A 19,427-nucleotide genomic window follows, 5' to 3' on the forward strand; every position below is an offset into this window, starting at 1 on the left:
AGCAGCTTGGCCCCGGTGGCAGGTGTGATCGGTTTGCTCCCAAGCTGACAACGCGGGTTCGATTCCCGTCACCCGCCCCCACCCCAAAGGCCCAGGTCACTGACTCTGGGCCTTCTTAGTTCCTCATCCCCCGTGCCCACTACGTGCCCGATCCCCCGGGCTTCCGCTCCCTCCTGGGCTTCTTGATCTTCTTGAGTTCGCGCTCGATCATCTTGTCGAGTGTCAGGGAGCGGCGGCGCTCGCGCCGTTGGCCGCGCTTGCTGGTCGCCAGCCCGGTCCGCCCTGGGACGCGCTGCCGCCTACGATCGGTTCAGCCCCTCATTGAAGGTGACCGTGACCGTCCCTGACGATCTCAAGCGTTCTCTGAAGCGGCTGCGCGAGGTTCGTGCTCGTCGACCTTCGGAGGTCCGATCGCTTGCGTTTGCCGAGTGGCGGGATGAGATGGCGGCTGTACTCGAGGAGTTGGCCCAGCGGCTCTTGTTCGCAGAGGACCGGGAGCGTGCGGCCGCGGAGGCGGAGGCAGCTCACGCAGAGGCCAACGAGATTCGCGCAAGACATGGTTGAGCGAGCTGGACCCAGGGGCTGCGCCGCCCCCTGGACCCCCGGCCACCGGAGGGCACTCCCGCCAGTCACTCTGGGACGCCTTCCCCTGTTTGGCATGGACCCCGCCGCAGGCCAACAGACTGCTGTACAGCAACAGTCCCTCACAAGGGCCTTAACCGTGCTAGTGCGGTTGCTGACAACGGGGCTGCATGACCTTGGACGGACGTGGACTCACAAGAGGCTGCGCCGCACGCCCAAGGCGATCAGGGGTCCAGCTCACCACGCGAGTACGGGACGTACAGACCAGAGCGCGCATAGCGGTTTTCTGGTTAGAACTTTTCCTGCCTCTTCAAAGGCGCCGCTCCGCGGCCGCCGGGGCGACCGCGCCCGGCCATTGCGAGCCGGGTATGTGGCCTGTACCGTCCGGTTCCGCCGCGTCGGGTCGCCTGGTCGTCCGGTCTCATGAGGCGCCCTCTGACGGACGGGGAGTTACGAGCTTGAGGTGACAGCGTCTTCTGGCCGACCTATCAACTCCGCCATTCGGATCAAACGGCGGATGTATTGTGCACCTTCACCATGCAAGTGGGGAAGGATCTTTTGAAGGTCGCGTGCGCAGGCTTGGAGGATGCGCGATCGCTTCGCATCGAGCACCCCACGGTCCTGCACATAGGTCGAGATGCATCCAGCCATCGCTCCATCGATCTCGACCACATCGCCGTCACGGTCATCCACCCGGTACAGCTCTTCAGGCCACGGCGCACCGAGGTGTTCGGCCCACAGCACGGTGACCTCGATAAGGACTGCTTCATTCATTCGGATGAGGCTATGCGGTGGCTGAGAAGAGTAGATCAAGGGGGCCGCGCGCTGTTCGGTTTAGCTGGTTCGACATGCCCGAAGTGGGGGCTTCGCGACCCCCGCCTCCCGCGAGCCGATGCACTCGTTCGCGCGAGACGGTCTGTCATGGGGTTGCGCGCCGTCCGCGCGAACGAGCACCTCCGGACCGGTCGGCGGGGAGTACTTCGGTTTGCTAACACCGGTGCTAACAGCGGGTCTGGACGAGCCTGAACGAGGGCGGAACCCAGGGCATCCGAGAGGGCCGTCTAGCGAATTTGGTGGGGGAAGTGGGGTGTTCCGTTCTTGTCTAGGCTGGAAGGGGCGGCAGGGTGTTGGTCGATGGCGCGCCAGACGGCGTTTGCGGCTGCGAACTTCACGTCGCCGGGGCACGTGTCCGCTACCTTGTTGATGATTTCTGTGATGAGGACCCGCACGTGCGGCGAAGGTTCCGGAAGGTGGTGCAGGGCGTACCAGGCGCCCTCGGCCGCCTCGCGTTGAAGATCGTTGTCGTGGGTGTACGGCCACGCGTCAGGGCCGTACACCTCACGGCGCCAGCCGAAGGTGTCGACTCCGATTACAACTTCAGGCTGGTGGGCGGGGGTGACGTCAACGGTTACCTCGGCAAAGTGGGCCCCACGGCTCGTCTGGCGCTGGAGCCGGAACGTCCCTTTCATGCCAGCAGTGTCTCGTGGAAGCCGCTCGTTGCGGAAGCGGTGTTCTGCCCGTGTGCTTTGTCGTGCGGTGAGACGGGACACGAGGTTTCGAGCTAAAGCTGCGGGGTCCTGGAGTGCGCTGCTCCCCGACGATCACACAACGTGACTGGTTTCCCGCAACTCAAGGAATACGTGTCGATCGGTTGCGACACTTCACTGGTTGCTGCACCGTCAGGACTTGAGACCTTCCCGGCAGGCTTGCAGGAACCTGTCCTCCCCGGACGGGAACGTGGCGCCTAGTGCCTGGGCGTTGGCAAGACTCTTACGGCAGTACTCATCGGAGTTGTCGCCGGCGAGGCCACGAAGATTTGCGAAGTCACGGACGGTTTCGTCGTAGGTCATTACCGTGTTCTCGGCATGCCGGACCACGATGTCGCTGCCCGACGGCGCGGCGGCCGCGCAGCCGGACGCGCCGGGCAGGAGCGTGAAAGTCAGCACGGTAAGTAAGATCTGGGTTTTCATGGCAATCATCATAGGGCGGTGGTCGCCGGCTGTTGGAGACCCTCGATCGTCCCTATGAGGCGCGTGACGGTGCCTCCCGCGTAGGCTGCGGTGATGAAGCCTGGGCGGTCGCCGGGTCGTTGATTAAGTCAGCTGCGTCAAGGGCTTTACGGAGTTCGCATTGGTTGCCGCCCTTTTCTAAGGCGCCGCTGTCGAGTACGCGCGGAGCGCGCTTGGCGTGCCAACTGACGATGTTTCTTGAGTGTGGTGTTGTCGTGGCCTCCACCGACTGTCAGGTCGCGTTGATTTCTTTCCGCTCAGCGTAGGAGACGTGATTATTGGGGTGTTGCGAAAGTGGGTGACAGATATTGTTGGGCTGTGCGTTACGTGTCCGCGCGTTTTGCATGTCCCGCCTACCCGCCGGAGCGGCTGGGCGAATTGGGTCGCCTTGGGTCGGAACGGGTAGGCGAGGTGGGCGGTCTTCGTGCTCGCTGCCGTGGGTCAGGAACGCGCTCCAGAGGTCTTTGTGTGTCCGCGGAAGGGTGTTATTGCTCCTTGTGCTGGGTGGTTAGTTTTGTCAGGGTGGCTAGGGCTTCGGAGGTCAGGACGGGGCCTAGTTCCTCGAAGGTGAGCTTGCCTGTGCCGTGGCTGGACGTGGCGAGTCGTACCTCTTCGATCTGCTGGATCGGTGCGTCCTCGGGGGTGAGGATGCGGATGCCGGGGTCCAGGTACAGGACGAGGTATTGCTTTTCGCCTAGTTTCAGTGAGATGTGTCGTTGGTAGCCGCCGCTTTCCTTGGGGCCGAGTGTCCAGCCTGCTCGGGTGAGTCCGAAGATCGGGCCGTTCGGTACGGATGCGCCCTCGAAGCGGGTTAGCCGAGATGTCGTTGCCTCGCCGTTCATCGGCTTGTACACCGTCCGTCCAAGCTGCGGGAACGGTTGTAGCAGCTCGTAGTCGGCGAAGAGTTCCGACCAGGGGGCGAGGTCGGCGACGAGGATCGGGTGGGCGAGTGTCACGGGTGCGGTTGGCAGTGTGAACGCGTTGTCGTCGACGTCGGCGTATGTGCCGTCCTCCGCGACGCGGAAGTGTGTCGTTCCGGCGGACCAGAGGAGGCGGCGGACGATGTGGCGGAGGAGTGGGTGTGCGGCGAGCACCTTGCTGAACTCGTTCGGCGTCCAGGAGCGTTGGGAGATCATCGCTTGTTCGAGGCGTTTGATCTGGTCGGCGGCGACGGCTCGGACCTCCTTTTTGAGGTCGGTGAACCGCTTGTAGGCGGCGGGCGCGAGGGTGGCGTCGTCTTTCGCGCCTGGTTTCGGCAGCGTCTTGCGTCGGCGGCCGTTCTCGTCCAGGACGGTTGGTTTGAGTTCCTCGTCGAACCCGACGCGGAAGCGGCGCGGGCCGTAGTCGAGGGTGAGGCCGCCCTCGTCGTCCAGTCCGAAGTCCGGGACGAGCCGGTCAGCGAGTTGCTCGGGCGTGATACCGCGCTCGCGGGCGATCGTGTTGAGGCGTCCCTGCGCGTTGGGCCGCATTCGTTTGACGTCGGTCGCCTTGCGGGCGAGCTGGTCGAGGAGCCGGAGCGTGTCGGGGGAGTCGAGCGCGGTCAACACGTCGAGGGCTTCCCAACCTCGCCATGACCAGACGGACGACTTGCTCCAGCGGCCCATCGCGGTCGCGAGTCTGGTGGCGGTCCCGGCGTTGCCGAGTCGTCGCAACGCGTACTCGACGCCTTCGGAGGCCCACCGGTCCCGGACGAACTCGGCGGTGTACAGGGCCCAGGCCAGTTCGGCGAGCGAGTCCGGGTCCAGGTGCTCGAAGACGGGCTCGCAACCGAGGTAGGGCTCCTTCGGAGACGAGATTCGCAGCATCGTGACCAGGTGCCGGGTGGCGGAGACCGGCAGCGCGTGCTCCCTCCCCCGCAGCAGCACCTGCGGGAGCCGTTCGCGGACGAAGTCTTCGTCCGGCTCCGGAAGCGGGTCCGGGTAGCGGTCGAGCGGGTCGCTGACGGACGCGGCGATCGCCTCGGCGACGTGCTCGCCGTACCTGGCCGCGGCCTCGATCACGCATTCACGGCCGTGCTCCCGGACGATGATCGCCAGCCCGTTCTCGGCTTGGGTGCGTTTCGGGCCGGGCTTGCGCAGCGCGTCCGGGATGACGAACGGGGCCGCGGCCGGTCCGTGCCAGGCGAACCAGGCCCGCGACGCCTCCTCGACGTTCCAGACGCCCATTCCCTTGATCATGAATTGGGCGGTGGCGTCGTCCAGGAACGGGACGAGCGCCACCGCGCACGACAGGTGCTTCTTCGCGGCGTGCAGGAGCAGCGGGTGCGCGGCCAGCCCCCGCCGCGCGGCGAAACGCCGGAGGGGGACGCGGTAGACCCAGCCCGAGTAGTCGTCGAAGTAGCGTTCGTCGGCGAGGAGTTCGTGGGCCAGGTCGTCCGGACCGTCGAGCACGAGCCAGCGGTAGCGCACGGCGCGTCGCCCGCCGCGCGCGTCCTCCAAGGCGTCGCCGCTGCGGAAGTACTCCGCGATCGCCGCGAAGTCGACGTCATCAGGGACGGGGGTCTCCCTGTCGCGCCAGCCGTCCGAGACGTCCCGGAACTTCTCCCGCAACCCAGGCGGCCAGGACTCGACGGTCGGTGTCTTCGGCCGCTTCAACCCCTGTACGACGGGCGGTGCCGCGGAGCGCGGAGTGCTTTCGCGTGTCCACGGCGGCTGGACCAATAGGGACGGAAGCAGGCTCGCGGGTGCCTCAGGGACGCGGGAGGAGTGTGTCATCTGTCCGTTTCATGGTTGGTCGCGGACGGCGAGAACGTGAGCACGTGGACGCGGACCGCTGGATCATGCAATCTACGACGGACGGACGACATTGGATCGTTCCCTGCATTTCCTGCGAGCTTTCACCGGAGCGTTCAGGGCAGGAGCGCGATCGGCGGCGCTGTCGGCCGGGGCCCGCTGCGGGACACCGGGAGCGGGCCGCCTTCGAGCCACCGTGAGTCGCGCCTGCTCTGCCGTCCCATTCGAGGTGAGTAAGACTGCCAACAGCGTCAGCCCGATCGCTTCGCTGGAGCCACCCGAACCGACCAAATGGACCCCGCCCACCGGATTGAGCATGGGCAAGCGCTGAGCGCCGACCTCCAAGAGGCGTCCGTTCGCAAGAGTCTCGTGTGATCTGGTGTCGGGCCGGCGTCCGGACCGATGCCAGACCCCTGAGGGCGACGGGCAAGCTGGCCGAAGACCTGATGAGACCATCAGCCGATGGGCATCTATGTGGGAGTCAGAGGATGGTTGCAATGCGATGAGCGGCAACTTGCCGCGATCCGCGCGATCATCGCCGCCCATGACGACGGCCACTACTCCAACGGGTGGGGTTGGCCGCGCCGGCACATCAACTGGACGCACTACGTCTTCTTCGGCGCTGACATACGCGAGCGGGCAGTAGATGCGCTGCTGGCGCAAGTACGAGAGATCGCACAACTCCCGGCGTCCGATGAGGACGGCGACCGCGTGACCGGCCTGTTTTTCGCCACCCACGAAAGCGACGGCATGACCGAGTGGCAGATCCGTGAAGGCCAGGTCTTCGTCACACCCGGCGACGGTCGCTACGACTACCTCGACGCCTAGCGAGCTGACAGCGGAGAAATCGCTGCTGCTCGCTCTAGGGGGTTAGACCAACAGTGACCTGGATGCTGGGCGCAGAACGCACGAGCAATAGTCAAGTAACCTTGGATTGGGTGTTGTGATGATTATGCGGACGGCCGGGTGTAGCGCATTCTGATTTTGATGTCGTTGTCGCCGTGCCGTGCGACCTCCCGCAGGCCGAGTCGCTGGTAGAGGGCCTGTGCACGGTGGTTGACCGCGAGCACGTCCAGGACCAGGTCTTGGCCTCGCTGGGCGGCCTCTTTCACGAGCGTGGTGATGAGGCGGGTGCCGATGCCGTGCCCTTGGTGGTCGGGATGGATTTCGATGCGGGCGAGATACACCTCGTTGTCGTGGTACTCGACGTTGAGCATGCCGATATCGGTGTCGTCAGCGGTGATGATCTGCCAGTGGTCCGGGTCGAATCCGCGGGCGTGGTAGTCCCGTTGGGCTTGCTCGTCCCACCCCCAGATCGCGGCGACGTAGTCACCCATGGCGGCCTTGTGCAGTTGGAAGCAGAACTCGCTGTCGGCAGGTGTGGCCGGGCGCAAAGCGATCGCGTTCACGCTGCGTCCTGCCCGCAAGTGGGGTAAATGGAAGAGTTGGGGGACATGATAACCACAGTATCGAAGTCTCTGGCCGCGGAAGACTCAGGCAAGGTCGGGTTTCAGTTAATGCCCCCGATCGCGGAGCAACCACCAGAGCCGTTGCTTAGCGTGATACCACCGTAGCCACAAGGGGAGCCGGCGATGCGGCACGAACGACAATAGGTCGTCATCGGCCGGATTGCCTCGTGTGCACGACCGCAATAGCGTTAGACAACGCTGGTCCACAGCACGGTGAAGCCTGGCTGTGTGAGCCATCGCGATCAAGCCCTGCTCACGGATTCGAAGGTCGTCGGATTCCATCGCTAACGCAACCAGCGGCAGCACTTGTGCGGGCTCTGGATGGTTGAGCGCCAGAGCAATGAGTGCGACTCCCACCAGCTCCTCACCGCGATCGAACGCCGCCTGGAGATCCGCGGGGAGAAGTTCCGCCTCCCAGACCGCGTCTAGGTCGTTCCAATCAAGGTCGCCGCCGGATCCCAAGGCGGTTTCAGCGTCATCCACGGGCAGAGGTTAACGTCGGCCTCCTGACGAACACGCCGTCAGCTGATCACTCCCACCGACGACACCCTCATCAGATTGCGGACCGCCCGCCGGTCGGCCCCTTCGTCCATCGCCACAACACCGACGCCAAGTCTCATCGACCGCACACCCACGCCTCCCCAACTGTCCTCAAGCCCACGCACGAACGTTCTGCTTCTCGCGGTCACAGGCAGCGGAAATCGGCGGACGGGAACACCGAACAAGGCCGATCCGGCAGATTACGAAGGGAGGCGCCAGTCATGACCACCCCCGACGGTCCGCTCCCTCCCGACGACGAGCCCAACGAGAGCGACCTCACCGACGCCGAGCTGGACGCCGCCCTCGCCGCTGGTAACGCCGAGCTGCTCGACCATGTACGGGCGCACGCCGACCCGGCTGCCACCCTGGCCGCCCTGCTCGACGATGTTCTCGATGAGCTCCCAGACCAGGCCCCGAGCCCCCCGGACCGTATTCGTCCCGGCGAGCTCGACCGCGCCCGCGCCCTCGCCAGGGACCTCTTCAGCGACCTCGTCAACGCCTGCGACCATGCCCGCGACCTGGCCCGCGACCTGATGGAGCTGCCGGTGAACGCCTCCGGCGCCGACCTGACCGACGTGCCGTTGTCCGGCCGGTCGGTGTGGGACGGTGCGCTGGACTGAGTGGTATGGGACCGGGCCACCCGGTGGCCGCCCGGCCTGCACGAGCAGATCGCCGACCGTTCGGAGGAGATCGGGGCCGGGGTGTACCGGGTGGGTGGCGGCACCGAACGCGACCCGCACCCGGTGTCGGGACTTTAGGCGGACGGCGCCGCCCGGACGGCGACGGGCCCGACGCGCCCAAGGCGCTGCGGGCCCCGCCGGACGTGCGGCGCGGTTCTCACCCGACGCTGTTCATGTGGACATCACCGCGTGCCGAAGCTGCGACGCCCTGCCCAATTCGGACCATCCTGACCACCTCGGACCCCAGCGCAGCAGCACGGCGGGATCAGGACGCGGGGCGTCTCGGGGGAGTAGCCCTAGGGGCTACTCGTCGAACCAGACCACGAGGCGGACGCCAGGAGCGCCGTGGATGTCAGCGAGGGCGCGCATGACGGTCCACACCGGCTGCCACGGTCCGTCGGCGGGGACGGCATCGCGGCGCCGGGCTCGTTCGACGCGGTAGAGCGTGGTGCCGACCTCCCATTCAGTGCCCTCCTCCCAAAGTTCACTGATGCGGTCGGGATCGAGGGACTGGGTGTCGATACCGCTGGCCCTGGCGAAGCCGCGACTCCAGTCCTCGCGGTGCACCAGCTCCACAGTGCCGTCTGGTCGCCGACGGTAACGCGCGATGTTCGTGGCCCGAGGGATGGCCGGCTCTGCCCAGTCGATGGCGAGAATTTCGTCCCAGCCCAGCCAGGTGGCGCCGAACACGGCATCTCCCCACGACACGTGCTCGGCACGGACGCTCTCTGACACGTCAGCGGGCAAGCCGCGGTCGGCGGCGACCGGCCGCCAGTGCCCCTGGAGATCCCGGACGCCGAAGAGGCAGGCGAAGGCGCTGTAGTCCCTGGTCATCCCGAGCATGGACAGCTCAATGGCCGAGAACCAGGCGGTCTCGCCGATGTCGAGGCCGGGACCCCAGGTGCGGCACTCCACGAATCCCCTGATACCGGTTCCCACAGCCTGATCTTGCCAGGACGATCTCCCGCCCGATGGTTTTGAGCGAGTTTGTCGAACCGCGTGGGCGATGCCCCGCCGTTGACGACAGGGACACCGATCAAGATCCCATCCAGTCCGCCGCTCCGCCGCTTCGGTCACTTGGTTACGAGAGTCGCTTCCCTCGCCGCCGGTGGCAGCGTCAACGCCATAGCGGAACATCGTCCGGTGAGTATCGGGTCGATGGTGCCGTCGGGAAGACGTCGCATTATCTGGCGGCCGACGGCGAAACACCTGTGCGAGCTGGTCGACAAATGAGTGGCATGGAGGACGGAAGGGTGCGCCTGGACGTCCGGGCGCACCCTTGCTCGTGGAACTCTGTCAGGAATGATCTGATCAGCGGCGTGCGCCCGGCAGGCGGTGTTGTGGTGGTCGGTCGGTCCATCCGGCGGTCAGCTTCACGGTGAGGTACTGCGCGGCGCCCACGGGAAAGTCACTGTTCGTATCGCCCGGCCGGACGATGACGGCGCGGGTGGCCATCACGAAGTCGCTGGACGGGCTGAGCAGGATCTGCCAGTCGATGGTGCCGAGCGAGGAGGTGTGCTCGCGCATGGCGATCCCGACCGCGGAGCGCCCGAGTGGGTCCCGGACCGTGCCCAGGCTGCGGACCCCTGGCAAACCGGCCAGCATCCGGTACAGCGCGCCGCGTACCGCCGGGGACGAAACCAGTGCCGAGGAGTCGAGCAGCTTGGCGGCCTCGCGGAACAACCACGCGTTGGGATGCGCAGGCAGGCCTCCGTGGTCGCGGATCCAGGTCAGCATCGCCATCCGAAGCTTGGCCGGGTCCATGGGCAGACGGGTGGGATCCCCCTCGAAGATGCCGTCTCCGGCCAGTTCCGGGCCCTCCGCCGGCACGGAGATGAAAATCCCGGCATCGGAATTTTCATCCGGCCCAGGCGAGCCGTCCTTACGGTACGCCTCGGCGTCGGCTGGACTGACCGGCTGGAGCCGTGACGCCCCGATGTCGTAGGAGTGGACACTCTCGCCGTCGATCGGGTCTCGCGGCACCCAGGTCTCGGTGGGAGTGGTGACCAGCAACGTGTACCGGTGTCCATTGTTGTCGCGGCGGAGGAGTTGACGGATCTCGCCCTTGGCGTGCCAGAACCGCTTGCTCGTGGTCCGGTCGGCATGCTCGGCCGCCACCAGCAGGACCGCGTGCGCATCGCCGGACGTGACGTAGCGCTGCTCGGGGATTTCCTGCGGCACCAGCACGTGCCACAGCACCGCGGTGGTGGCCATCGCTGTGGCCACGGCCGGAAGGATCCACCGGAGCCGTCTGCGGAAGCGCGCACGATGCCGACGGCTCGGCTCGTGGATGATGCTTCGCAGCAGCGCCTCCTCCCGGGGCCCGTAGGTCAGGTCGGTGACGACCGTGGGGTTGGCCGCGCTCAGCAAGGCATCCAGGTCCTTCATAGGGTGACCTCCCCTGCGGGTGTGTTGTCAGTTGCGAGCAGCCGGGCCAGCCGTTTGCGGGCGCGGTGCAGGCGGACCTTGAAGGCCGAGGCCGAACACCCGGCCACGTACGCGGCCGTGCGATGGTCCAATCCCTCCCAACAGATCAGCATCAGCGCCTCGCGTTCTCCCGGTGGCAACTGCCGCAGGGCGGCTCTCAGGCGTACCTCCTCGACAACACCCGGCGCGTGGTCGGGCTCGACCCGGTGGTGTGCTGCCAGGCGGTCCACGAGACGTTCCCGGCGCCGCTTCGAACGGCGGCTGTTGTTCAGACAGTTGTGCGCCGTCCGGTAGAGCCATGGCAGGGGGTCATCAGGCAGGCGGTCGATGTGGCGCCATGCCGCCGTGAACGTTTCCGCCACCACGTCGTCCGCCTGCGCATCGTCGGTCCGGCGGAGTACGTAGGCCCGCACCTGGCCGTGATGCCGCCGGAACAACACCGTGAACCGATCAGCTTCATCACCCACGAGATCGCCTCAAAGAGACTCCAACCCGAGATCGTGTCTGCGTTCCTCCCTTTAGGTCCGGCACCGACCTCGCGGTTACATCGGCCACCTCGGCTCGTATTCCGCGAGCAAGTCCTTTCATCTGGCACGCGAATGCGCGGTCGCCTTCCTGATGTCATGCGTGGCCGCCGACCACACCCCCAGCCGCCGTGCGTCGTCCGTGCCGTGGTGAAGCGTCCGCTCCCTGGGACGGTCCGCGTCAGTCCTCGCCGAAGCCGCGGAAAGTACCGGACTCGTCTGTCGCGTCGGCGTAATCGGCGAAGTCCAGGTTCGCGATGCACAGGTTGGCGGAGATCTCGCCGTACCAGCGGGGAGGTAGGCGGAAGGTACGACCGGGTTCCCCGAACAGGTCGACGGCGAGTAGGGGGCGTTGGTCCTCGGTCATGGTGGTCGCGTCGGCAAGGAAAAGGTAGGTCGACGTGTTCGTGTCGGCGGTGTCCACGAATTCTTGAACGGTCACTCCGGCGTACGCCGGGTCGTTGACGTAGGTCGCACTATCGCTATCAGAGGCTTCGATGGCTGCTTTCAGCGCATTCCAGGCCATGTCATCGCTGAAGTCGGTGCGCACGACCAAGGACGTCAGGTCGCCGGGTTTTGGAAGGGGAGTCATGCTCCAACTCTTCCTCACTCGTCTCAACCTCTCAACGTGGTGTGCATCAGGTCAGCGTCTTGAGAAGGTTCTGTCGAGGTCGTCGGCGGTTCCGGCGACGGCTGGGCCGCAATCGTGCGGAAGGTGGGCGACGACCAAGGCGACTGCACTGTGTGGGGTGGAGGCTTCTCCGAGGGGTGTTGAGCCATGACCCGAACGGTTCCGTCCCAGGACGCGGTACGTCCCGTCCGGCCGAGGAACGATTACGGGGAGGTCATGGGTGTAGGGGAATCCGGTGCACCGACTGAAGTGAAGCGACCGGTGGCTGTGAAAGGGAAACAGCGCGCGCAGTCGCGGTTGGGCGTAGGCGGCCTCGATCAGTTCACGATCGACGTGTGGGGCAGAAGTCCGCCGGTAGATCGCCCATTGGGCTTCGACGGCGTTGCCGCGCTCATGGGCTTCGGCGAGCGAGTTGTACTGGACGAACGGACACGCTGACTTCAACTCGGAAAGGCACCGGCCGCTTTGCCGGACGCCTATGGCTCGGGCCGCCGCGGAAAGGTCGGCGGTTTCCGCGTCCGCCATCATCACGCCTCGTTGCCAGAACTGCATCAGGAACCGGCGCTCCTGGCTGCCCGCGAGGGTCGTCACATGTCGACGATCGTCCCCAACACGTGTCGCGCGGTCCCACCAGCCGGGAGAACTGGTCAGCAGAGCCGTCAGGTCATGTCCGGCGTCGTCGAGCGCGGCCTGCATCGCGGCCCGCAGGCTGCCCGTTTCGCCGATCTCGGGATACAGTGCACGTACTGAGGACGGGGTCGCTGGGTCACGGTTTCCACTCTGCCGTTGAACTGAACCGGGACGTCGATAATGGGCGACATCGTGACGGCGCTCTAGCCGCCGGTGCCTCCCAGTATTGGGCGGTCGCGGCCGGTGGACGTTCCCCCGCCGCCCGAGGCGGGTCGGTTGCGGATCAACCTGACCATGCAGATCAGGACGACGCAGCCGGCGAGCAGGAGGCCGTGGTGCGCCTCTCGTAGTGTCACGACCTCGCCCGTGCGCAGGTCCTCCAGGGCGGTGCCGGTGAGCATCACGGCGCCGAACGTGACCACGGGCAGCACACCCCACACCAGGCGTGGACGGAGCGCGGCGGTGAGGAAGCCGACGCCGAACGCCAGGTTGAACGCGCCGACCTCCCTGAGGTCGTGGGTGAGGCCGCCCTCGTGGAGCAGTTGCATGGGCACCACCACCATCAGGCACCCGACCACGATCTGGCAGGCCGCGATCGTGGCCAGCAGGATTTGCAGCACCCGCAGCGGTCGCCTCGACCGTGGGCGCCGCTCGCCCAGGTTGTGCATGATCCGGTCGGTCAGGTCGGGGGCGGGGGAGGGCGGTGTCGCGCGCACCTCACGATTGAGATCGACGACCCTGTTCAGCCAGTCGCCGCAGGCCGTGCACCCGTTCAGGTGCGTGAGGAGTTCGTAGGTGCCGACGCCTGGGTCCTGGTCGTCGATCGACGCGGAAATGGCCTCACGTGCTCGTTGGCAACGCATGCCGTCTCATCTCCTCCTCCCGGTGGTCATCGGCGCGCCGTACCGAAGCTCCGGCGAACGTATCCTCATATTTCCCAGCATCCCGCCTGTCAAAGTAGCCCCATGGACAAGCTCACCCGTCTCGCCCTCGCAGCTAGAAACGGTGACGAACCGAAGATACGGGAGTTCATCGAGGCCTCCGCTCCGGAGGTCTGGCGGCTGTGCGCTGCGCTGGCCGACGTGGACAGCGCCGACGACCTCACGCAGGAGACCTATGCCCGGGCCTGCGTGGCGTTGCCGCGCTTTCGGGGCGAGGCCAGCGCGCGAACCTGGCTGTTGTCCATCGCCAGGCGGGTCGTGGCCGACACGATCAGGAAGCGGGCGCGCACGCGTCGTCTAGAGGCGACGCTTCAGGCCCACTCGGCCCGCGCGGAGTCGATGGCGTCCTCGACGGGGGAGGTCGAGATCCGCCTGCTGATCGCGGCGTTGCCGCAGGAGCGGCGGGAGGCGTTCGTGCTCACGCAGTTGCACGGCCTGTCCTACGAGGAGGCGGCGGACGTGTGCGGCTGCCCGATCGGGACGATCAGATCGCGGGTCGCCAGGGCGCGCGAGAACCTGCTGGAGTGGCTGTCGGACGAGGCTCGGAGCGTGCCGTGAGCGTGCCGTCCCGCTAGGGGAGGCGCGGCGGGGCGATTGGCGCGGACGTTCGAGTGTGGCGGTGGTAACAGCCGGGAACTCCGGCTCCCTCGGGGTCGACTACCTCTTCGATCCGGCACAGCCGACCCACGAGGAACACGCGCATGGACATACGCCCCCGCCCGCGCCGCAGGCCGAGCCGGGTCCCCGCCGTACTGATCGCGCTTCTGATCACGGGATGCAGCGGGGACCCGGTCGAGAACCCGCTCCAATCCACCACGGTGCGCATCGCGGTGCCGGAGACGGCCATGGGCCTGAAGCCCGACGGGTTCTGGCACTACTCCCTGGCCAGCTACGGCGTCGCCGAGCATCTGCTGCGCGCGCGTCCCGACGGGACGGTCGAGCCGTGGCTCGCGGCCTCCTTCACGCGGACGAGACCGAACGTGTGGCGTCTGAAGCTGCGCGAGGGCGTCTCCTTCCACAACGGCAGGACCGTCGACGCCCGCGCCGTGGTGGCGGCCCTGAAGAAGCGGGCCGCGCAGGGTTACGGCGCCGACTCGGTCGCCAAGGCGAAGATCGAGGCGACCGGTCCGCTGGAGGTCACGCTGACCTCGCCGAAGCCGAGCGCCGCCGTCCCGCGCGATCTGGCGTCGTCCGTGCGCTACTACATGATCTACGACGTGGCCGCCGCCGAGCGGGCGGGCGACGACGAGAAGAAGCTGCTCGCGGCCGGTGTCTACACCGGCCCCTTCAAGCCCACCGCCGTCGATCGCCAGTCTCTGCGGGCAGAGACGTTCCCGCGCTACTGGGGGAGGAAGCCCGCGCTCTCCGGCGTCCAGGTGCTGGCCATGCCCGACAGCGCGGCCCGGTTGTCCGCGGTGCGCAGCGGTGAGGCCGACATCGCGATCACACCGCCCGCCGAGATCGCCAGGACGGCGCGGAAGAACGGGCCGTTTCCCTACAGGCGGGCGGTCATCGCCAACCGGGGCGCCTTCGCCCAGTTCAACCTGACGCGGGCGCCCTTCGACGATGCCGCGGTGCGGCAGGCGTTCACCCTGGGTGTCGACTACGCCCGGTTGCCCACCGTGGTCGCGGGAGGCGGGATCTTCGAGCGGGCCGGTTCCGTGGTGCCGGGGTCGCTGCCGTTCGCCGCGAAGGTCCAGCGCACCGACCCGGCGCGGGCGGCGGCGCTGCTGGACGGGGCGGGCTGGCGGACGGGCGCGGGCGGCGTGCGGGCCAAGAACGGCAAGCCACTGCGCGTGACGTACCTGTTCCAGTCCGGCGACACCGAACTGGAGGCGTTCGGCATCGCGCTGCGCGAGCAGGTGCGTCCCCTCGGCTTCGACGTGGCCATGAAGCGCATCGAGGACTCCTACGACGCCAAGTCCTGGCCGAAGGACTGGACGATCGCGGCGCTGTTCGTCCTGCTGGACGGCCCGAACGTGGTGGACTCGATGGCCAACTGGCTGGGCGGCGGCGGTGGCGGCAACTTCGGCGGGGTCAAGGACCCCGAACTCGACACTCTGATCGGACGTTTGCAGGCCACCACGCTCGACCAGGCGCGCGCCGACCTGAGCAGGGTGCAAGCGCTGGTCGCCGAGCGTGCGTACGCGACGGTGCTGGGTTTCAAGGCGGTCGACGCCGTGGTCGCCAAGCCCTGGGCGAACTTCTCCCCCGACCCGGACTTCATCTTCGTCGATCCGGCGCTCGCGCCGCGCCGGTGATGCTCTCCCTGGCGCGGCGAGCCGGGCAAGCCCTCGCCACGGCACTTCTGGCGAGCCTGGTGGTGTGGGCGCTGTTGCCGTTCGCTCCCGGCGACCCCGCCGCACGCTACCTGGAGGCGCGGCATGTCACGGCGCCGACGGCGGAGCAGCTCGCGCAGGCCCGCGCCGACTTGGGCCTGGACCGGTCGCCGCCCGAGCAGTACGCGCGCTGGCTGGGCGGCGTGGTCCGCGGCGACCTCGGGGAGTCCGCGCGGTCGGGCGTCCCCGTGTCGCGGGTCATCACCGAGCGGGTTCCGGCGACGTTGCGGCTGACGGTGGCGACGGTACTGCTGGCGCTGGTGGTCTCGGTGCCGCTGGCGCTGGCGGGCGCCGCGTTCCCCGGGCGCCGGCCGGACGCGGTCGGCCGCGCCGTCGCGCTGCTGGGGGCCGCGTTGCCGTCGTTCGTGGTCGGGCTGCTGCTGATCGAGTTCGTGGTCGTGCGCTGGGGCGTGGGGAGTGTGGTCAGCACGGGTGGCTGGTCGCAGGTGTGGTTCCCCGCCCTCGCGCTCGCCCTGTATCCGATCGCCCGCTGGTCGCGGCTGCTGCGCGCCGGACTGCTGGAGGCGCTGCGATCCGACCATGTCACGGTCGCGACGGCGCGGGGCGCGTCCCGCGCCCGCGTGCTGCTGGTGCACGCCCTGCCCAACGCCGCGGTTCCGAGTATCACCGTCCTGGCCATGACGATCGGCTTTCTGCTGGGCGGGGTGGCGATCGTGGAGAACGTCTTCTCCTGGCCGGGGCTCGGACGTGAGATCGTGCTGGCCGTCACCGCCAGGGACCTGCCCGTCGTGCAGGGCTTCGCGCTGGTGATGGCCGTGGTCTGGGTGGCGGTCAGCCTGCTGGCCGACGTGGTGACCGCCCTGGTCGACCCCAGGTTGCGGACCGGGAGCCGTGGATGACCTCCATCCTGACCGGGCGGGGCCTGACCTCCACCGAGCTGACGGCCCCGCCCGCGCGTGGCGTGCTCCCCCGGCTGCTGCGCCGCCGCGACGCCCGCGCCGGGCTGGTCATCCTGGCGCTGGTGATGCTGGGCGTCGTGGCCGGGCCCTGGTTCGTGCCCCACGAGCCGGACGCCGCGGACTTCGGCCGCGTGCTCAGCGGACCGAGCGCGTCCCACTGGCTCGGCACCGACCAGTTCGGACGCGACCAGTTCGCCCGGCTGCTCGACGGCGGTCGCCGGTCGCTGGAGGCGACCGCGCTGGTACTGGCGATCAGTGTGGCCGCCGGGCTGGTCGTGGGCACGGTGGCGGGGGTCGCCGGCGGTCTGGTCGACGTCGTGGCGATGCGGGCCGTGGACCTGGCGCTCGCCGTCCCCGGCGTGGTGCTGACGCTGGCGCTGCTCGGGGCGCTCGGGCCCGGCTTCGGCAATCTGGTAATCGCGCTGGCGGCCACCACCTGGCCGCCGTACGCGCGGCTGGCGCGCGGCCATGTGCGGGCCGGGCGTGATCGTCCGGACGTGGTCACCGCCCGGTTGGCCGGGGCGAGCCGGCCCCGCGCCGCGGCGGCGCACCTGCTGCCGGGCGCCGCCGCCCACGTGCTGGTGGTGGCCGCGCTCGACGTCGGGCAGACGATCATGGCGATCACCGGGCTGTCGTTCCTCGGCCTCGGCGCGCAGCCGCCGCACGCCGAGTGGGGCGTCATGCTGGCGGACTCCCGGCTCTACCTGACGGACGCGTCCTGGCTGCTGCTCGCCCCGTCGGCGGCGATCGTCGTGGTGATCCTGGCCGCGGTCCTGCTGGGCGAGGCCGCGGCCGAGGCGTCCGATCCGAGGAGGGGCCGGTGAGCGGTGCGGCGCTGCGCGTTTCGGAGCTGGAGGTGCGCTACCCGGGCGGCGGCCACGCCGTACGCGGGGTGGACCTGGTCGTCGCGCCCGGCGAGACGTTCGCGCTGGCGGGCGAGTCGGGCTGCGGGAAGACGACGCTGGCGCGGGCGGTGCTCGGGTTGCTGCCGCCGGGCACGCGATGCTCCGGTTCGATCCGGGTCGGCGGCGTGGAGGTCGTCGGCGCGTCGCGGCGGACGCTGCGGACCATGCGCGGCATCGACGTGGGATACGTGCCGCAGGACCCGGTCACCGCCTTCGACCCGCTGCGCCGGGTGGGCCACCACGTCGCGCAGGCCTGGCGGGCGCACCGCCGTACCCCGCCGCCGGGAGCGGTGGCCGGCCTGGTGGCGGAGATGGGCATTCCCGACGCGGCGACCCGGCTGCGCGAGCGGCCGCATCAGTGGAGCGGCGGCATGCTCCAGCGGGCGGCCATCGCCGCGGCCGTCGCCCACCGGCCCGGCCTGGTCGTGGCCGACGAGCCGACCAGCGCGCTCGACGCGGACCTCGCCGGGTCGGTGCTGGCCACGTTGCGCGCGGCCAGCCGGAGCCTGCTGCTGATCAGCCACGATCTGGCTCTGATCGCCGAGCACGCGGACCGGGTCGGGGTGCTGTACGGCGGGCGGCTGGTGGAGGTCGGCGACGCCGCGGAGGTGCTGGCCGCGCCCCGCCATCCCTACACGGCGGCGCTGGTCTCGTCCGTCCCGAAGCCGGGGGCCGGGCTGCCGAAGCCGCTGCCCGGGAGGCCGCCCGCGCCCGCCGAGGCCGTCGCCGGTTGCGCGTTCGTGACGCGCTGCGCCCTCGCGAAGGAGCGTTGCGCGGCCGAACCCCCGCCGACCCGCGAAGGCGTCGCGTGCTGGGTGGTGGGCCATGGGTGAGCCGCCCGTCATCGAGGTCGTGGGCGTCAGCCGCCGGTACGCGGCCACGCGGGCGCTGCTCGAGACCGACCTCGCGGTGGGCCCGGGGGAGATCGTGGGCGTCTCCGGGCCGTCCGGCTCGGGCAAGTCCACCCTGCTGCGCCTGCTCGCCGCGATCGAGCCGCCGGACACGGGCGAGGTCCTGCTCGGCGGTGCGCCCGCCTGGGTCCGCAGGTACGGCAGGCGCCGTCGCCGTCCGCCCCGCCCCGGTTACGTGATGCCGGTCTTCCAGAACCCGTTCAGCAGCCTGGACGTGCGCTGGCCGATCTGGCGCAGCCTCACCGAGCCGGTCGCGGTCACCAGGCGGGTGTCCCGTGCCGAGCGCCGCACCCTGGCCGGTGAGCGGCTGGACGCCGTCGGACTGGGCGGCCTCTCCCTGGACGCGATGCCGTCCGAGCTGTCGATCGGCCAGTGCCAGCGTGTGGCGATCGCCAGGGCTCTGGCCGCGGCGCCGGCCGCCGTCGTGGCCGACGAGCCGACGAGCGCGCTGGACGTGACGACCGTCGCGGGCATCCTGCCCCTGTTCCGGCGGGTGGCGGCGGAGGGCACCGCCCTCGTCCTGGTCAGCCACGACGAGAACATGTTGCGCGCGCTGTGCGACCGGGTGCACCCGATGGCGGCGGGACGACTCGGCGAGATGCTAGTATGCTAGCAAGCTATGAAACGTCAGCAGTTCAACGTCTATCTCCCACCCGAGCTGATCAAGGCGGTCAAGCACGCCGCCATCGACCATGGCGTCACGCTGTCGGCGATGGTGGAGCGGGCCCTGCTCGACCACCTGGCCGAACTCCGGAAGACGGAGGACGAGGAGTCATGATCGTGATGCCGGTGGTCTACGCCTCGGCCGTGGACCGGTCACTGGGCTTCTACCAGGCGCTCGGGCTGACGGTGCGGGTCAGGGGACGCAGCGGGAACTGGGCCGAACTCGCCGCCTCCGACGGGCTCGTCGCCCTGCACGCCGCCCGGCCGCGCGCGGACGGCACGGAGCCCGCGGAGCCCGACACCGCCGCGTCCGCCGGTGCCGTGGAACTCTGCCTGGTCAGCGAGACACCTCTGGACGATCTCGTCCAGCGCATGGAGCGGGCGGGGATCGAACCCGTTCGCGGCATCTCCGACGAGGCGTTCGGGCGCTCGGTCGTCTTCGCCGACCCGGACGGGCTCCTGATCCAGATCAACGAACACGACGAGGAGCTGTACACCTGACGCCGGCGCCCGCCGCGCGAGAG

At 68.6% G+C, this 19,427-nt stretch carries 22 protein-coding genes; 11 read left to right on the forward strand and 11 right to left on the reverse strand.

The genetic code is table 11. The features are described 5' to 3' along the window. Positions 1-1,032 precede the first annotated feature (1,032 nt). The 4 genes from BZB76_RS34145 to BZB76_RS05165 form a co-directional block, all read right to left on the reverse strand. The gene (locus tag BZB76_RS34145) at positions 1,033-1,356 is read right to left on the reverse strand and encodes a hypothetical protein (RefSeq protein ID WP_147449326.1); all 324 of its coding nucleotides are present in this window, start codon (positions 1,354-1,356) and stop codon (positions 1,033-1,035) included. Between the two features lie 287 nt (positions 1,357-1,643). After that, the gene (locus BZB76_RS05155; protein ID WP_121433084.1) at positions 1,644-2,051 is read right to left on the reverse strand and encodes a hypothetical protein; all 408 of its coding nucleotides are present in this window, start codon (positions 2,049-2,051) and stop codon (positions 1,644-1,646) included. 210 nt (positions 2,052-2,261) lie between these two features. Continuing rightward, positions 2,262-2,552 carry a hypothetical protein gene (locus BZB76_RS05160; protein WP_147449327.1) on the reverse strand — a complete coding sequence of 97 codons (291 nt, stop codon included), beginning with the start codon at positions 2,550-2,552 and terminating at the stop codon, positions 2,262-2,264. Positions 2,553-3,076: 524 nt separating this feature from the next. Then, on the reverse strand, positions 3,077-5,185 hold the full coding sequence (locus tag BZB76_RS05165) for a DUF4132 domain-containing protein (protein ID WP_147449328.1): 2,109 nt from the start codon (positions 5,183-5,185) through the stop codon (positions 3,077-3,079). 600 nt (positions 5,186-5,785) lie between these two features. Between BZB76_RS05165 and BZB76_RS05170 the strand changes: the two genes are divergently transcribed. After that, a complete protein-coding gene (locus BZB76_RS05170) occupies positions 5,786-6,151 on the forward strand; it encodes a hypothetical protein (protein ID WP_121433087.1) in 366 nt (121 codons plus the stop codon). Between the two features lie 122 nt (positions 6,152-6,273). On the opposite strand, the gene BZB76_RS05175 is transcribed toward BZB76_RS05170, so the two are convergent. Then, the gene (locus BZB76_RS05175) at positions 6,274-6,732 is read right to left on the reverse strand and encodes a GNAT family N-acetyltransferase (protein ID WP_121433088.1); all 459 of its coding nucleotides are present in this window, start codon (positions 6,730-6,732) and stop codon (positions 6,274-6,276) included. An 821-nt stretch (positions 6,733-7,553) separates the two neighbouring features. Here BZB76_RS05175 and BZB76_RS05180 point away from each other — a divergent pair. Both BZB76_RS05180 and BZB76_RS34595 read left to right on the forward strand, forming a co-directional pair. After that, entirely contained in the window at positions 7,554-7,952 is a 399-nt protein-coding gene (locus BZB76_RS05180) for a hypothetical protein (protein WP_121433089.1), read from the forward strand. Beyond that, on the forward strand, positions 7,953-8,090 hold the full coding sequence (locus tag BZB76_RS34595; RefSeq protein ID WP_170180512.1) for a hypothetical protein: 138 nt from the start codon (positions 7,953-7,955) through the stop codon (positions 8,088-8,090). Between the two features lie 225 nt (positions 8,091-8,315). Here BZB76_RS34595 and BZB76_RS05185 read toward each other — a convergent pair whose 3' ends face one another. The 6 genes from BZB76_RS05185 to BZB76_RS05210 form a co-directional block, all read right to left on the reverse strand. Then, positions 8,316-8,951, reverse strand: coding sequence for a hypothetical protein (locus BZB76_RS05185; protein ID WP_147449329.1), 636 nt, complete (start codon positions 8,949-8,951; stop codon positions 8,316-8,318). Between the two features lie 372 nt (positions 8,952-9,323). Further along, on the reverse strand, positions 9,324-10,400 hold the full coding sequence (locus tag BZB76_RS05190; protein WP_121433091.1) for a CU044_5270 family protein: 1,077 nt from the start codon (positions 10,398-10,400) through the stop codon (positions 9,324-9,326). Beyond that, positions 10,397-10,879: an RNA polymerase sigma factor gene (locus tag BZB76_RS05195; protein WP_170180513.1), complete on the reverse strand. Its 483-nt coding sequence runs from the start codon at positions 10,877-10,879 to the stop codon at positions 10,397-10,399. The genes BZB76_RS05190 and BZB76_RS05195 overlap by 4 nt, the downstream gene beginning before the upstream one ends. Before the next feature lie 265 nt (positions 10,880-11,144). Beyond that, complete coding sequence (locus BZB76_RS05200; protein WP_147449330.1) at positions 11,145-11,513, reverse strand: DUF6924 domain-containing protein; 369 nt, start codon at positions 11,511-11,513, stop codon at positions 11,145-11,147. A 93-nt stretch (positions 11,514-11,606) separates the two neighbouring features. After that, entirely contained in the window at positions 11,607-12,290 is a 684-nt protein-coding gene (locus BZB76_RS05205) for a DUF6193 family natural product biosynthesis protein (RefSeq protein ID WP_147449331.1), read from the reverse strand. Positions 12,291-12,427: 137 nt separating this feature from the next. Further along, entirely contained in the window at positions 12,428-13,087 is a 660-nt protein-coding gene (locus tag BZB76_RS05210) for a hypothetical protein (RefSeq protein ID WP_121433095.1), read from the reverse strand. A 102-nt stretch (positions 13,088-13,189) separates the two neighbouring features. On the opposite strand from BZB76_RS05210, the gene BZB76_RS05215 reads away from it, so the two are divergent. From BZB76_RS05215 to BZB76_RS05250, 8 genes are all read left to right on the forward strand, one after another. Continuing rightward, positions 13,190-13,723 (forward strand): sigma-70 family RNA polymerase sigma factor, encoded by a 534-nt coding sequence (locus BZB76_RS05215; RefSeq protein WP_121433096.1) that lies wholly within the window; start codon positions 13,190-13,192, stop codon positions 13,721-13,723. 143 nt (positions 13,724-13,866) lie between these two features. Next, positions 13,867-15,426: an ABC transporter substrate-binding protein gene (locus BZB76_RS05220; protein ID WP_121433097.1), complete on the forward strand. Its 1,560-nt coding sequence runs from the start codon at positions 13,867-13,869 to the stop codon at positions 15,424-15,426. Then, on the forward strand, positions 15,426-16,364 hold the full coding sequence (locus BZB76_RS05225; RefSeq protein WP_121433098.1) for an ABC transporter permease: 939 nt from the start codon (positions 15,426-15,428) through the stop codon (positions 16,362-16,364). Before BZB76_RS05220 ends, BZB76_RS05225 begins: the two co-directional genes overlap by 1 nt. Beyond that, positions 16,361-17,248, forward strand: coding sequence for an ABC transporter permease (locus BZB76_RS05230; RefSeq protein ID WP_121433099.1), 888 nt, complete (start codon positions 16,361-16,363; stop codon positions 17,246-17,248). The genes BZB76_RS05225 and BZB76_RS05230 overlap by 4 nt, the downstream gene beginning before the upstream one ends. After that, on the forward strand, positions 17,245-18,162 hold the full coding sequence (locus tag BZB76_RS05235) for an ABC transporter ATP-binding protein (RefSeq protein ID WP_121433100.1): 918 nt from the start codon (positions 17,245-17,247) through the stop codon (positions 18,160-18,162). The genes BZB76_RS05230 and BZB76_RS05235 overlap by 4 nt, the downstream gene beginning before the upstream one ends. Further along, on the forward strand, positions 18,155-18,853 hold the full coding sequence (locus tag BZB76_RS05240; protein WP_121433101.1) for an ATP-binding cassette domain-containing protein: 699 nt from the start codon (positions 18,155-18,157) through the stop codon (positions 18,851-18,853). The genes BZB76_RS05235 and BZB76_RS05240 overlap by 8 nt, the downstream gene beginning before the upstream one ends. A 6-nt stretch (positions 18,854-18,859) precedes the next feature. Next, entirely contained in the window at positions 18,860-19,018 is a 159-nt protein-coding gene (locus BZB76_RS05245; RefSeq protein ID WP_121433102.1) for a ribbon-helix-helix domain-containing protein, read from the forward strand. Continuing rightward, a complete protein-coding gene (locus BZB76_RS05250) occupies positions 19,015-19,404 on the forward strand; it encodes a VOC family protein (RefSeq protein ID WP_121433103.1) in 390 nt (129 codons plus the stop codon). Before BZB76_RS05245 ends, BZB76_RS05250 begins: the two co-directional genes overlap by 4 nt. The last annotated feature ends 23 nt before the right edge of the window (positions 19,405-19,427 follow it).

The sequence above is a fragment of the Actinomadura pelletieri DSM 43383 genome (genome assembly GCF_003634705.1).
GTDB lineage: Bacteria > Actinomycetota > Actinomycetes > Streptosporangiales > Streptosporangiaceae > Spirillospora > Spirillospora pelletieri.

What these genes read in the sequence shown, in the direction of transcription:
- BZB76_RS34145 (WP_147449326.1), bottom strand. Translation starts at nt 1,356, where the DNA reads ATGAATGAAGCAGTCCTTATCGAGGTCACCGTGCTGTGGGCCGAACAC.
- BZB76_RS05155 (WP_121433084.1), bottom strand. Translation starts at nt 2,051, where the DNA reads ATGAAAGGGACGTTCCGGCTCCAGCGCCAGACGAGCCGTGGGGCCCAC.
- BZB76_RS05160 (WP_147449327.1), bottom strand. Translation starts at nt 2,552, where the DNA reads ATGAAAACCCAGATCTTACTTACCGTGCTGACTTTCACGCTCCTGCCC.
- BZB76_RS05170 (WP_121433087.1), top strand. Translation starts at nt 5,786, where the DNA reads ATGGGCATCTATGTGGGAGTCAGAGGATGGTTGCAATGCGATGAGCGG.
- BZB76_RS05180 (WP_121433089.1), top strand. Translation starts at nt 7,554, where the DNA reads ATGACCACCCCCGACGGTCCGCTCCCTCCCGACGACGAGCCCAACGAG.
- BZB76_RS05190 (WP_121433091.1), bottom strand. Translation starts at nt 10,400, where the DNA reads ATGAAGGACCTGGATGCCTTGCTGAGCGCGGCCAACCCCACGGTCGTC.
- BZB76_RS05205 (WP_147449331.1), bottom strand. Translation starts at nt 12,290, where the DNA reads ATGCAGGCCGCGCTCGACGACGCCGGACATGACCTGACGGCTCTGCTG.
- BZB76_RS05210 (WP_121433095.1), bottom strand. Translation starts at nt 13,087, where the DNA reads ATGCGTTGCCAACGAGCACGTGAGGCCATTTCCGCGTCGATCGACGAC.
- BZB76_RS05215 (WP_121433096.1), top strand. Translation starts at nt 13,190, where the DNA reads ATGGACAAGCTCACCCGTCTCGCCCTCGCAGCTAGAAACGGTGACGAA.
- BZB76_RS05220 (WP_121433097.1), top strand. Translation starts at nt 13,867, where the DNA reads ATGGACATACGCCCCCGCCCGCGCCGCAGGCCGAGCCGGGTCCCCGCC.
- BZB76_RS05225 (WP_121433098.1), top strand. Translation starts at nt 15,426, where the DNA reads ATGCTCTCCCTGGCGCGGCGAGCCGGGCAAGCCCTCGCCACGGCACTT.
- BZB76_RS05230 (WP_121433099.1), top strand. Translation starts at nt 16,361, where the DNA reads ATGACCTCCATCCTGACCGGGCGGGGCCTGACCTCCACCGAGCTGACG.
- BZB76_RS05240 (WP_121433101.1), top strand. Translation starts at nt 18,155, where the DNA reads ATGGGTGAGCCGCCCGTCATCGAGGTCGTGGGCGTCAGCCGCCGGTAC.
- BZB76_RS05245 (WP_121433102.1), top strand. Translation starts at nt 18,860, where the DNA reads ATGAAACGTCAGCAGTTCAACGTCTATCTCCCACCCGAGCTGATCAAG.
- BZB76_RS05250 (WP_121433103.1), top strand. Translation starts at nt 19,015, where the DNA reads ATGATCGTGATGCCGGTGGTCTACGCCTCGGCCGTGGACCGGTCACTG.